General features: G+C 62.1%; 11 protein-coding genes and 1 pseudogene. 5 read left to right on the plus strand and 7 right to left on the minus strand.

Annotation, left to right across the window (positions count from 1 at the left end; translation table 11 throughout):
- Positions 1–14: 14 nt before the first annotated feature.
- From lpxK to PFU01S_RS18585, 4 genes are all read right to left on the minus strand, one after another.
- On the minus strand, positions 15–1,016 hold the full coding sequence (lpxK, locus tag PFU01S_RS18570) for a tetraacyldisaccharide 4'-kinase (RefSeq protein WP_028687687.1): 1,002 nt from the start codon (positions 1,014–1,016) through the stop codon (positions 15–17).
- On the minus strand, positions 1,016–1,450 hold the full coding sequence (pocB, locus tag PFU01S_RS18575) for a flagellar polar localization protein PocB (protein ID WP_028687688.1): 435 nt from the start codon (positions 1,448–1,450) through the stop codon (positions 1,016–1,018). The genes lpxK and pocB overlap by 1 nt, the downstream gene beginning before the upstream one ends.
- A complete protein-coding gene (pocA, locus tag PFU01S_RS18580) occupies positions 1,447–2,082 on the minus strand; it encodes a flagellar polar localization protein PocA (RefSeq protein ID WP_023533075.1) in 636 nt (211 codons plus the stop codon). Before pocA ends, pocB begins: the two co-directional genes overlap by 4 nt.
- A gap of 61 nt (positions 2,083–2,143) precedes the next feature.
- On the minus strand, positions 2,144–4,360 hold the full coding sequence (locus PFU01S_RS18585) for a DNA internalization-related competence protein ComEC/Rec2 (protein ID WP_028687689.1): 2,217 nt from the start codon (positions 4,358–4,360) through the stop codon (positions 2,144–2,146).
- A 142-nt stretch (positions 4,361–4,502) separates the two neighbouring features.
- Between PFU01S_RS18585 and PFU01S_RS18590 the strand changes: the two are divergent.
- Positions 4,503–5,003, plus strand: a pseudogene (locus tag PFU01S_RS18590) (DUF2062 domain-containing protein); the annotation flags it as partial.
- Between the two features lie 15 nt (positions 5,004–5,018).
- Here PFU01S_RS18590 and PFU01S_RS18595 read toward each other — a convergent pair.
- The 3 genes from PFU01S_RS18595 to PFU01S_RS18605 form a co-directional block, all read right to left on the minus strand.
- The gene (locus PFU01S_RS18595) at positions 5,019–5,798 is read right to left on the minus strand and encodes an ABC transporter permease (RefSeq protein ID WP_023533108.1); all 780 of its coding nucleotides are present in this window, start codon (positions 5,796–5,798) and stop codon (positions 5,019–5,021) included.
- On the minus strand, positions 5,795–6,727 hold the full coding sequence (locus tag PFU01S_RS18600) for an ABC transporter ATP-binding protein (RefSeq protein ID WP_027914346.1): 933 nt from the start codon (positions 6,725–6,727) through the stop codon (positions 5,795–5,797). Before PFU01S_RS18600 ends, PFU01S_RS18595 begins: the two co-directional genes overlap by 4 nt.
- A gap of 145 nt (positions 6,728–6,872) precedes the next feature.
- Positions 6,873–7,496, minus strand: a complete 624-nt coding sequence (locus tag PFU01S_RS18605; RefSeq protein WP_027914345.1) for a glutathione S-transferase — start codon at positions 7,494–7,496, stop codon at positions 6,873–6,875.
- Between the two features lie 199 nt (positions 7,497–7,695).
- Here PFU01S_RS18605 and PFU01S_RS18610 point away from each other — a divergent pair, with 199 nt between their 5' ends.
- The 4 genes from PFU01S_RS18610 (at position 7,696) to PFU01S_RS18625 (ending at position 12,376) form a co-directional block, all read left to right on the plus strand.
- Positions 7,696–10,143, plus strand: a complete 2,448-nt coding sequence (locus PFU01S_RS18610) for an acyl-CoA dehydrogenase (protein ID WP_028687690.1) — start codon at positions 7,696–7,698, stop codon at positions 10,141–10,143.
- 66 nt (positions 10,144–10,209) lie between these two features.
- Positions 10,210–10,620, plus strand: a complete 411-nt coding sequence (locus PFU01S_RS18615; protein ID WP_027914343.1) for a PA2817 family protein — start codon at positions 10,210–10,212, stop codon at positions 10,618–10,620.
- Positions 10,621–10,986: 366 nt separating this feature from the next.
- Entirely contained in the window at positions 10,987–11,529 is a 543-nt protein-coding gene (locus PFU01S_RS18620) for a fimbrial protein (protein WP_028687691.1), read from the plus strand.
- A gap of 91 nt (positions 11,530–11,620) precedes the next feature.
- Positions 11,621–12,376, plus strand: coding sequence for a fimbrial biogenesis chaperone (locus PFU01S_RS18625; protein ID WP_028687692.1), 756 nt, complete (start codon positions 11,621–11,623; stop codon positions 12,374–12,376).
- The last annotated feature ends 3 nt before the right edge of the window (positions 12,377–12,379 follow it).

A 12,379-nucleotide genomic window follows, 5' to 3' on the forward strand; every position in this document is an offset into this window, starting at 1 on the left:
CATTGAAAACGGGATCAGGGCTTGGGTAGCAAACGTTGCAACTGCAGGTCGAACCAAGTGCCAAATGCCGGCGTGGGTTGGGCTTCCACAGCCAGGTACCACCAGTTCTCGGCCGCGAAAGAGCGGCACTTCACCGCATCCTTCTCGGTCATGACCAGCGGCAGTGGCGGTGTGAAGGCAAGGTTCTGGGCACTGAATTGTGCGTGGTCGGCAAATGGGTGCGGCAGCGGCTGCCAGCCTAGCCCTTGCAAAGTATTGAAGAAACGCTGCGGATTACCGATGCCGGCTACTGCATGCAGGCGCTGGCCGGCGGAAAAATGGTCGAGTGCCCGGCGCTCGCCCGTGCGCAGATTGACCAATGCGCTGGGCTGCAGGCGAAAACCAAAGCCTTCGGCAGTGTCTTGCTCTGCGCCATTGAACAGGACCGCGTCGGCCGCCTTCAGGCGCTCGACAGGCTCGCGCAAGGGGCCGGCCGGCAGGCATCGGCGGTTGCCCAGGCCGCGAGCGGCGTCGATCAAGACCAATTCCAGGTCTCGCGCCAGGCGGTAGTGCTGCATGCCGTCGTCACACAGGATCAGGTCCAGGTGTTCGCTGGCCAGCAGGGCCTGCACCGCACGGGCGCGGTCCGGGTCGATCATCAGCGGCACACCGGTACGCTGCACGATCAGCAGCGGCTCGTCGCCCGCCTGCTCGGCAGCCTGATCGGCCGTGACCCGCCAAGGCAACTGCGGCGGCTTGGCGCCATAGCCACGGCTGACCACCCCTACCCTCAAGCGCCGCTGGCGGCAGTGCTCGATCAGCCAGAGAATCATGGGGGTCTTGCCCGTACCGCCGACGGTGATGTTTCCCACCACGATGACGGGCACCGGGGCGCGGTAGCTGGCCCGCTGGTCGTTGAGAAAACGCCTGCGCTTGCGTTTGACCACCCAGCGGTACAGCGCTTCCAGCGGACGCAGCAACGCCAGTGCAGGATGGCCGGTGTACCAGGCAGCAAGCAGGCGATCGGCTAGTGTCATCAGGGTGTGCTCTGGGCCGCCTCGACGGTGGTCATGCGCAACTGGCTGAAGCCGAGCTTGCCGGCGGCATCCATTGCGGTGACCACAGCCTGGTGCGGGGTCTTGCCGTCGGCACTGATGGCCAGGGGCAGTGTGTTGTCGCCACCTGATTCACGCTCGATGGCCTCGCTGAGGGTGGCCAGGTCGCTCTTGGGCAGCAGGTGGTTATTCACTGAATACACCCCTTCGGCACTGATGGTGATCTCTACCAACTTGCCCTCATCGCCCGGTGCCCGCTCGGCGCTGGCCGCTTCGGGCAACTGGACGCGCAGCTGGGTTTCGCGAGTGAACGTGGTGGTGACCACGAAGAACAGCAACAACACGAACACTACGTCGATCAACGACGCGAGGTTGATGTCGATGTTCTCGCGCTGGCGATTGCGCCGAAACTTCACGCCTTGCCTCCCGCCACTTCCACCTCGCGGTCCCCCTGAATCACTTCCACCAGTTTGATCGCCTCCTGCTCCATGCCCACCACCAGCTCATCGATGCGGCGCAGCAGGAAGCGGTGGAAGAACACCGCCGGGATACCGACCATCAGCCCGGCTGCGGTGGTTACCAGGGCCTTTGAAATACCGCCCGCCAGCACCGAGGCGTTGGCGGTCATCTGCGACCCCATGAACGCGCTGAAGATGTCGATCATGCCCAGCACGGTGCCCAGCAGGCCCAGCAGCGGCGCCATGGCGGCAATGGTGCCCAGCGTGCTGATGTAGCGCTCCAGCTCGTGGATGACGCGCGAGGCGGCTTCCTCGATGCACTCTTTCATGATTTCGCGACCATGACGCGAGTTGGCCAGCCCTGCCGCGAGGATCTCCCCCAGGGGCGAGTCGGCACGCAGGGCCTTGAGCTTGTCACTGGTCAGTTGTTTGTCCTTGATCCACATCCACACCTGGCCCAGCAGGTGAGGCGGACTGACGCGACTGGCGCGCAGGGTCCACAGGCGCTCGACGACGATAGCCATGGCGGCGATGGAACTCAGAATGATCGGCAGCATCATCCAACCGCCTGACTTGACCAATTCCCACACAGTAGAAGCCCTCTGGAAAAGGTCGCCACTTTACCATAGGCGCGCCAGGGGCTCATCAGCATTAACCACCCCTGGCGTCACGCCAGAACCGACGCTGGCTGCGCATACCCTCGACCTTTCCTTGCACACCGAGCACCAGATGCAACGCCCCCTCCACCGCCGTGTCGTGAAGGGTCATGCCATGCCTGCGATAGCGTTCGACCACCTGTGCATGGGGATGCCCGAAGCTGTTGTTGCGCTCGCGGGATATCAGTACCCCACGCGGGGCTGCAGCGCGGATGAAGGCTTCGCTCGACGAACTGCGGCTGCCGTGGTGAGGCGACTGCAGCCAGTCGATGCGTGGTGAGTCCATGGCAGCCAGCCACGCACGTTCGGCCCCCGCCTCCATGTCCCCGGCCAGCAGCAAACGCTCGCCCGACGCCTCGACCAGCAACACGCAGGAGCGGTCATTGCTGGTGCGCGCATCCGCCCAGCGCCACAGGGAAAAGCGCACGCCGTCCCACTCCCACTGCTCGCCACTGACGCAAGGCTGTAACTGAACCGCTTCCAGCGGCTCACCGCCAATCGCCCGCCTGATCGGCAGCCCGCGCCCGATTGCACCTGCACCGCCGGCGTGATCGGCATGGGCGTGACTGACCACCAGCAGATCCAGGCTGTCGACCCCCAACTTGCGCAAGGTGGGCAACACGACCCGTTCACCCAGATCGCTTTCACCCCTGGCTGGACCTGCGTCATACAGCAGACTGTGCTGCCGGGTACGCAGCAACACCGCCAAGCCTTGGCCCACGTCCAGCTGCCACACCTCGACTTGGCCATCCGGGACAGGCTCGCGAGGTGCCCAGAGCGCCACGAGCATCACCGCACCCAACCCACGCAGCGGCACACCCCGTGGCAGCAACAGCAGCAGTGCACCCAGGCAGACCAGCAGCCAGGCCCACAACGGCAATGCGGGAGGCACCCATGCCGGGCGCTGCTGGGCGACCAGCGCCAAGGCGCGAAACAAGATATCCAGCAGGCCGCCTGCCAGCCACAGCAAGGCCTCACCTGCGCTTCCCAAGGGCAGCAACAAGGTGCCCAATAGCGCCAGCGGCAATACCGCCAAGCTCACCCACGGCACCGCCACCAGGTTGGCCAGCGGGGCACTCAGGCTCACCGGCAAGCCCACCGCCAGCAGCACTGGGAGCAGCCCGACGGCGATGACCCACTGCGCTCGCGTCCAGGCCTGCCAGGGTTGCCAAGCCCCTAGCCGGTCACTGAAGGTGTAGATGAGCGTGGCCACGGCGCCGAATGACAACCAGAAACCTGGAAGCAGCGCTGCCAATGGCTCGAACAGCAGTACGGCAACCAGCGCAAGTAACAAGGGGTGAAACGCACCCAGATGACGAAAGCGCAGCCGCCACAGCAGCACCACGGCCAGCATCAGACAGGCGCGCTGTACTGGCACCCCTGCCCCAGCCAGCCAGCCGTAGGCCAGCGCCGCACTCATCGCCAGCGCACAGGCCCAAGGCAGCCACGGCACCCGGGCCGGCCACAGCCCCCAGCGGGCCAACCACGCGACCACGGCGTAGAGCAGACCCGCCACCAGACCGATGTGCTGGCCCGAAATCACCAGCAGGTGCACGGTGCCGGTTGCCTGTAGCGCCTGCCAGTCCTCGCGTGCCAGGCCTGCCCCATCGCCAAGCACCAGCGCCACCAGCGCGGCTTGCCGACCATTGGCCTCGACAGCCAGCAGCCGCTCGCGCAGCGCATCGCGCCAGCTGGCTGGCGCGGGCGTCAGTAACTGCCCGGCTTTGACCGTTCCGCTGGCGCCGACCCGGCGTGCCAGCAACTGCGCCTCCCGGTCAGGCCCGTGGGGGTTCAAAAGCCCGCCCGGCCGCTGCAGGGTCACGGCCAGGCGCCACTGCTCGCCGGCACGCAGCGGTGGCCCGTCAAACCAGCTCAATTGCAGGCGTTGCGGCAATTCGGCACGCCGGGAATGCGCCCCCTCAAGGTCGAAGCGAACGCCTTGCGCGGTGCGCGCCGGCAGGCCGACCACGCGCCCTTCCAGCCATAACGTGCGACCCTCGAGCCCTGGCGCCAGACGATCATCCATGGCCTGCTTGGCAGACCAGCAAGCCCAGCAAAAGCCCAGCAGGAACACGCCCAGTAACCACCCGCGGGTGAACAGACTGACGACAGCGCCCGCCGCAAGCAATAACAGCCATCCGACCGATGGCAGTTGAGGCACCAGGCCGAGGCTGAGCAGACCAAGTGCAAGCGCCAACATCCCTGTGCGCATGAGGTAGAGCTCCAGAAGCTGTATCAACCTCTGAGGCATAGCCCACTTGTCGGCAATGCTTGCTCAACAATTGTCACAAACTCTGAACGAGGCCGACCGGGAATCAGGGCATACTGCCTCGGTCAACGCTCCGGGAGCCCCCATGCCGCGCCGACTATTCAAACGCTACATGCCGGACCCGAGCAGTATTCGGGAACACAAGTCCTTACGCTTTTTCGGCACGTTGCTGCATGACCCGAACCTGTGGCACCTGAACCGTCATTCGGTAGCACGAGCCATGGGCGTCGGCCTGTTCGCCGCCTTGATCCCGATGCCTGCGCAAATGCTGCTGGCCGCGGCGTTGGCCATTCCGTTGCGGGGTAACCTGCCGATCGCCGTCAGCCTGGTGTGGCTGACTAACCCGCTGACCATGCCACCGGTGTTTTTCGTGACCTACATGGTCGGTGCCTGGCTGATGCAGGTACCGCCACGCGCGCTGCCCGACACATTGACCTTCTAGTGGATCACCGACCAACTGTCGACGGTCTGGCAACCCTTCCTGCTCGGTTCAATCGTCTGCGCCGTGCTGCTGGGTATGCTCGGCTATTTCAGCACCCTGCTGTACTGGCGCTGGTGGGTGGGCCGGCAATGGCGTCGTCGCCAATGCCGGTGCAACGTTTCAGGCACGCATGCCCCGGCCACTGACCAGCAGCCGCACGCACAGCAGGTAGAGCACGGCAGTGGCCACCAGCATGAAGGTGATCGCCGTGCCAATGCTGATGTCCGACACCCCTAGAATGCCGTAGCGGAACGAATTGACCATGTGCAGCACAGGGTTGGCCAACGAGACGGTCTGCCAGAACGGTGGCAGCAGGGTGATCGAATAGAACACGCCGCCCAGGTAGGTCAGCGGGGTCAGCACGAACGTCGGGATGATCGAGATGTCGTCGAAATTGCGAGCAAACACCGCGTTGACGAAGCCTAGCAACGAGAAGATGGTCGCCGTCAACAGCACCACCACCACGGTCACCCCCAGGTGATGCACCTGCAGGTCGGTGAAGAACATCGACAGGATGGTCACGATCACACCTACCGCCAAGCCACGCAGTACTCCGCCCAGTACGTAGCCCACCAGGATGGTGTGTGGCGACACCGGCGAAACCATCAACTCCTCGATCGAGCGCTGGAACTTGCTACCGAAGAAGCTCGAGACCACGTTGCCGTAGGAGTTGGTGATCACCGACATCATGATCAGCCCCGGTACGATGTACTGCATGTAGGTGAACCCACCCATGTCGCCGATCTGCCGACCAATCAGGTTTCCGAAGATGACGAAGTACAGGACCATGGTGATCGCCGGGGGCAGCAAGGTCTGCGGCCAGATGCGCAGGAAGCGCCGTACCTCGCGATAGACGATGGTGTTCAGGGCGACCCAGTTGGTGCGCAGCTCCACACTCATACGGCCACCTTCGACAGGTTCTTTTCCACCAGTGACACGAACAGCTCCTCAAGTCGATTGGTCTTGTTGCGCAGGCTCAATACCTCGATGTTCAGCAGCGCCAACTGGCTGAACAGCGCGGTAATGCCGATGTCCTTGTCCACCTGTACTTCCAGCGTATGAGGCGTCAGCAATCGGCAAGGATACCCTTGCAGGGCCGGGGCACTGGCCAGGTCCTGCTTGAGGTCGAGCACGAAGGTTTCAACGTGCAGCTTGCCCAGCAGGTTGCGCATGCTGGTGTTCTCGACGATGGTGCCGTGGTCGATGATGCCGATGTTGCGGCACAGCTGTTCGGCCTCTTCCAGGTAATGGGTGGTGAGGATGATGGTGATGCCCTTCTCGTTGAGTTCGGTGAGAAAGCTCCACATCGAACGGCGCAGTTCAATGTCCACCCCGGCAGTGGGTTCGTCGAGAATCAGCAAGCGCGGTTCGTGGATCAGCGCGCGGGCAATCATCAAGCGGCGTTTCATGCCGCCAGAAAGCGAACGCGACGGTACATCGCGCTTGTCCCAAAGGCCCAGCTGGGTCAGGTATTGCTCGGCCCGCTCCTTGGCGATTTTTGGCGCAATGCCATAGTAGCCGGCCTGGGTCACGACAATGTCGAAACACTTCTCGAACTGGTTGAAGTTGAATTCCTGCGGCACGACGCCCAGGCAGCGCTTGAGCGCAGACGGCGCACGGTCTAGGTCGTGACCGAACACGTTGACCGTGCCGCTGGTCTTGTTCACCAGGGTAGAAAGGATGCCGATGGTGGTGGACTTGCCGGCGCCGTTGGGGCCAAGCAAGGCGAAGAAGTCGCCTTCGGCAACATCGAGGTCGATGCCATTGAGGGCTTGAAAGCCGTTGCCGTAGGTCTTGGTCAGCTGTCGGATGGACAGGGCAGAACTCATAGCGGGTCACTTACCGAAGAATAGGGTTCAGGACACGCCAGACAGGTTCACTGGCGCAGTGAGTGCGGCCAATGGTGCAAGGCTCGGCCGCACAAGTACAGTCACGTGTATCGATAGTGACTATCGAAACGGCTGCGGTGTTCGATCAGGTCAGCGCAGTCATCACGCCAGCCTGATAGGCCGGGCGGCTCTTGAGGCGTTCGTACCACGCCTTGAGGTGGTACATGTCCGGACGCTCGATGGGCATCTCGAACCAGGCGTAGGCGAAGCACCCCAGTGGGATATCACCCATGCCAATGTGTTCTCCCGACAGATACGGCTGTGTGGCCAGGGCCTGATCGGCCATGGACAGCAACTGTGCGCACTGCTTGTGCGCCGCATTGATCGCCACCCAGTCCCGCTGATCTTCAGGGGTGCGCAGCATGCCCCAGAATAGCGGACGGAAAGGGGTCGCCAGGGAAGAGGTGGTCCAGTCCATCCACTTATCGGCCAGGGCGCGCTGGCGCGGATCGTCCAGGTACCAGCCCTGCGCCTGACCATATTCGGCGCACAAGTAGCGGACGATGGCGTTGGATTCCCACAGGGTCAGGTCGCCATCTTCCAGCATAGGCACCAGGCCATTTGGGTTGCGTGCGCGGTAGTACGGCTCATCTACCACGCCGAAAGCGCCTCCAGCGTCGATCGACTCGAAATCCAGATCCAGCTCATGGGCAATCCACAATGCCTTGCGCACATTGCTCGAGTTCTTGCGGCCCCAGATCTTCAGCATGACGACGTCCTCAGGAATGCTCAGGTCATGCAGTCTACTCCAGACATTAGCCGGCTGTACGCGCGAAGATACCGGCAAGAACGAGCATGAACTGAAACTCACGCTGCCACACCCTGTCACTGTTCTGACAGTGCCGTTCATAGCGTGGTGTCTAAGCTCTGTGGGATGGCCAAGCCCCTGGTTCCAAGGAGGAGTGATTATGTTGCTGTTGTGGCTGCTAGTGCTGGTGATCGGCACTCTTTACCTCATGCACCGGCGCCTGCCGCCCTTGCAGATACTTGGCATCGTTGCCGTCTACACGCTGCTGATGGGCATCTTCAGCAAAGCCCCCGGCTGGCTGTTGGTTGTGGTGTGGCTGGTGATCGCGCTCAACGCCGCGCTCGTGTTACTGCCCGAGTGGCGCCGCAAGGTATTCACGGGCCCGGTGTTCAAATGGTTCAAGCGCACATTGCCCCCCATGTCGCAGACCGAGCGCGAGGCGATCGATGCCGGCACCGTGTGGTGGGACGGCGAGCTGTTCAGTGGCCGCCCCGACTGGCGTACCCTGCTCGCCTACCCTGCGCCAATGCTCACCGAAGAGGAGCAGGCCTTCCTCGATGGCCCGACCGAGGCACTCTGCGCGATGGTCAGCGACTGGCAGATCGGCCAGGACATGGACCTGCCACCGCAGGCCTGGCAGCACATCAAGGATCACGGGTTCTTCGCCCTCATCATTCCCAAGGCGTACGGGGGAAAGGGCTTTTCCGCCTACGCCCACTCCCAGGTGGCGATGAAACTCGCCACGCGCAGCGGTGACCTGGCCTCCACGGTCATGGTCCCCAATTCGCTGGGCCCTGCCGAGTTGCTGCTGCATTACGGCACCGACGAACAGCGCGATCACTACCTGCCGCGCCTGGCTCGCGGTGAAGACATCCCCTGCTTTGCCCTCACAGGTCCCCACGCTGGCTCCGACGCCGGGGCAATGCCCGACACTGGCGTGATCTGCAAAGGCCAGTGGAAGGGGGAAGACGTCATAGGCCTGCGCCTGAACTGGGAGAAGCGTTACATCACCCTCGGGCCGGTCGCCACCCTGCTGGGCCTTGCCTTCAAGGCTTACGACCCGGACCACTTGCTCGGCGAGACAGAAGAACTTGGCATCAGCCTGGCGCTGATTCCCACCGACACACCCGGCGTTGAGATCGGCAAACGCCACCTGCCGTTGGGCGCGGCTTTCATGAATGGCCCCAACAGTGGCAAGGACGTGTTCATCCCCCTGGACTACCTGATTGGCGGCAAGGACATGCTCGGCAAGGGCTGGATGATGCTGATGAACTGCCTGTCGGTAGGCCGCTCCATCTCGCTGCCGGCAGTTGGCACGGGCGCTGCCAAGTACACCAGCCTGGTCACAGGCCAATACGCGAACATCCGCGAGCAGTTCAACGTGCCCCTGGCGGCCTTCGAGGGTATCCAGGAATCGTTGGCACGCATCGGCGGCAACGCCTGGTTGATGGACAGCGCCCGCTTGCTCACGGCCAAGGCCGTGGATTTGGGTGAGAAACCGTCGGTGCTGTCGGCGATTCTCAAGTACCACCTGACCGAGCGCGGCCGTGAGTGCATTCAGCACGCGATGGACGTGCACGGCGGCAAGGGCATCATCATGGGCCCCAACAACTACCTGGGCCGCAACTGGCAGGGCGCGCCCATATTCATTACCGTCGAGGGGGCCAACATCCTCTCGCGCAACCTGATGATCTTCGGCCAAGGCGCCATACGCTGCCATCCGTTCGTACTCAAGGAAATGGCCCTGGCCGCGCGCCAGGACCAGGACCAGGCGCTGGTGGAGTTCGATGATTTGCTGGCCAAGCACATTGGTTTTGCGACGGGCAATGCGGCCAGCACCCTGATCTACGGACTGGGCCTGGGCCGCTTCGAGCAGGTGCCCGGCGATGCCCTGAGCCAAGGCTACTTCCGCGCCCTCAACCGCCAGGCGGCGGCATTTGCCCTGTTGGCCGACCTGTCCATGATGCTGCTCGGTGGTGCACTTAAGCGCCGCGAGCGACTGAGCGCGCGGCTGGGTGATGTACTGAGCTATCTGTATCTGGCCAGCGCAGCGCTCAAACGCTACCACGATCAGGGCTCGGCCGAGCACCTGCGGCCGCTGTTGCGCTGGGCCTTGGAAGAGAGTCTGGGGCAAGCCGAACGCGCCCTGGATCGGCTGCTCGATAACTTCCCCAATCGCTTCGTGGGCTGTGCACTGCGCGTACTGGTGTTCCCTTTCGGTCGGCGCCATACCGGCCCCAGTGACGAACTCGATGCCCAAGTGGCTGAGCTGATCGGCCGTAGAAAGGGTGATCCGGCCCTGGAAGAACTGCTTGCCGGCTGCTACCGCCCACAGGGCGAGAACGACCCCGTTGCCGCCCTCCAGCAGGCCAGCGATCTGCTCGACAGCACGGCACCGCTGAGCAAGGCCTTGCACCAGGCGCTCAAGCAAGGCGATGTCCGCCCTGCGCCTGGCCAGTCGACCATCGATGCAGCGGTCGAGGCTGGCGTCTTGCAACCGGACGAGGGGCAACGCCTGCACGCGGCTGAACAGGCGCGGCGCAAGGTCATCGATGTGGATGCCTTTGACAAGGTGCAGTTGACACCCGAACCCGGGAAAGTGCGCTGAGTCTTTCCGAACGACAGGGGAGGCGTATACTCCGCCCCCCTTTCAGCCATACCGAGGACCCCTGCCATGGCCAACCCACACCTGGAATACCACCTGCAATTGCTGCAGCACCTGCGCACCATCCTCGTGGCGCTGGGCGAAGCGGAGCAGGTGCCGGAAGAAAGCCATACCCTGTTCCTCGAGCGCTTTGACGAACTGCTAACCGTGTTGCCACAAGACCCACTGCAAAGCCAGTACCTGGGCCAGGACTTGATCTGCCAAGTGATTCAGCGTTACCCGCAAATCGCACATTTGGTGCCCCGCGATCTGCTATGGTTCTTTGCCGGTGATTGCCTGCACTTCATGCCTGATGAAGAGCTGGATATGTATCAACAGCTCGAGGAGCTTCGCTTCGCAGCGCAGGAAAGCGGTCAACCCTTTGACTGGCATCAGCACAAGCAGCTGCTGAGCCAACAACGCCAAGGCAGTAGCCACTGATTCACCCAGGTATCCCACGCCGGACGTGGGATACCTCGTCCTCCCATGGAACGTGTTCTTATTAATACGTTGCCTTCAGCTGATGCCGTATTCACGCTTTCTTACTCTTTGTAGAGAATAGGCCTATTGCGCCACACCGCTCAATTATTAACTCGAAAAAAATTCCCCCGCCCCTCAGAAAAATCAACACACAACTAATACATAGTCTTATAGTTAAAAAATATAACAAACATCGAACTCATATTATCCTTGCAACTAAAAAAGTGACTTCTATAAAATTCGCGCCGAAGTTAAAGAACACCAATACCACTGGCGTTCAATTAACCTTTCAGTCATTTAATATTAGTCACTCGAACAAGGATCCTTATGAAAACGTCTCTCCTGGCCGCATCGCTCGGCTTCCTCATGACGGCCATTGGCACGTCGGCAAACGCCAACACAGGCCTTGTAATGTTTGACGGCAAAATCACTGCCGACACTTGCCCGATCATCATTTCGCCACCTTCCGGCGCCATCGGCAGCTCCGTGGAGATGGGTGAGCTGCCAGCCAGCGCCTTCAAGGCCAGTGGTGAAGAGTACAACCAACGCACCTTCGCACTGGTAGTGGAAGAGGGCGCGGTGTGTGGTTTCAGCAGCAACAAAGCCACCGTCACCTTCGAGGGCACTGCCGATGTCAGTGGCAACTATTTCGCGGTCACCCCTACTTCCGATGGTGCCAAGAACGTAGCCATCGCGCTGCGTGACCGCACTGGCAGTGCGGTCGCCCCAGGTAGCGCATCGGCCGAGTACGACCTGAATGATACGGGCCAGTCTCGCATGGTGTTCCACGCGACCTACCGCGCAACCAGCGTACCTGTGTTGCCAGGCGCAGCGTCGGCCAGCATTCACTTCACCGTCGACATCATCTGACCTGCCGAGCCCGGCTACAGGCCGGGCTCACACCCTGTACCCCCATCGCGTCCAGGTGCCGTTGCGCACCTGGTCTAGAGGACGACTTTCAATGCCAGGTTTTTCAGTACGGGCGGCTTCGCTGCGCGCGATATTCAGCACCTGCGCAGCGGCATTGCTGCTTATCCTGCCCGTTGGCAGCAGTCAGGCTGCGCTCACATTGAGCAACACGCGGATCGTTTACCCAAGCGACAGCCGCAGCACATCCGTCGTGGTGCGTAACCCCAGTAAACAGACGTATGCAGCGCAAGTCTGGATCAATACCCAGGCTGACGACAGTGTCACCGCAGTGCCGCTGATGCCTTCACCGCAGTTGTTTCGCCTCGATCCTGGTCAGGAGCAACTGTTGCAGATCAGCGCCTTGCCCAACGATCTGGCCGAAGACAGAGAAAGCCTGTTTTTCCTGAACCTCCAGGAAATCCCGCACGCCGTGCCAGGCCAGTACAACACCCTGAACATCGCGCTGCGTACACGTCTGAAGCTGTTTTACCGGCCCCACCAGCTCAAGGGCAGCCCTGCCACCCAGGCAAACCACTTGCAGTTTTCACTGCATTCGGCCAACGGCCAGACGCAACTCAGGGCACACAACCCCACCCCGTTCCACGTCACCTTCAGTCAGCTGGAGGTGGTCGGTGCGCAGCGTTCCGGCAAGTTGGAAAACCTTCCGATGCTGCCACCGTTTGGCGATCACTACTTGCCGCTGGACGGAGTTCGGCCTGGCCCTGACCTGCAGGCCAGGTTCAGCATCATCAATGACTTCGGTGGCTACACCAAGCCTTTCACCCTGCCTATCGCCAATCGCCCCTAGCTT

Origin of the sequence: Pseudomonas fulva NBRC 16637 = DSM 17717 (assembly GCF_000730565.1) — a bacterium.
In the GTDB taxonomy this organism is placed as follows: Bacteria; Pseudomonadota; Gammaproteobacteria; order Pseudomonadales; family Pseudomonadaceae; genus Aquipseudomonas; species Aquipseudomonas fulva.

What these genes read in the sequence shown, in the direction of transcription:
- PFU01S_RS18620 (WP_028687691.1), top strand. Translation starts at nt 10,987, where the DNA reads ATGAAAACGTCTCTCCTGGCCGCATCGCTCGGCTTCCTCATGACGGCC.
- PFU01S_RS18605 (WP_027914345.1), bottom strand. Translation starts at nt 7,496, where the DNA reads ATGCTGAAGATCTGGGGCCGCAAGAACTCGAGCAATGTGCGCAAGGCA.
- lpxK (WP_028687687.1), bottom strand. Translation starts at nt 1,016, where the DNA reads ATGACACTAGCCGATCGCCTGCTTGCTGCCTGGTACACCGGCCATCCT.
- PFU01S_RS18610 (WP_028687690.1), top strand. Translation starts at nt 7,696, where the DNA reads ATGTTGCTGTTGTGGCTGCTAGTGCTGGTGATCGGCACTCTTTACCTC.
- PFU01S_RS18595 (WP_023533108.1), bottom strand. Translation starts at nt 5,798, where the DNA reads ATGAGTGTGGAGCTGCGCACCAACTGGGTCGCCCTGAACACCATCGTC.
- PFU01S_RS18585 (WP_028687689.1), bottom strand. Translation starts at nt 4,360, where the DNA reads ATGCGCACAGGGATGTTGGCGCTTGCACTTGGTCTGCTCAGCCTCGGC.
- PFU01S_RS18615 (WP_027914343.1), top strand. Translation starts at nt 10,210, where the DNA reads ATGGCCAACCCACACCTGGAATACCACCTGCAATTGCTGCAGCACCTG.
- PFU01S_RS18625 (WP_028687692.1), top strand. Translation starts at nt 11,621, where the DNA reads ATGCCAGGTTTTTCAGTACGGGCGGCTTCGCTGCGCGCGATATTCAGC.
- PFU01S_RS18600 (WP_027914346.1), bottom strand. Translation starts at nt 6,727, where the DNA reads ATGAGTTCTGCCCTGTCCATCCGACAGCTGACCAAGACCTACGGCAAC.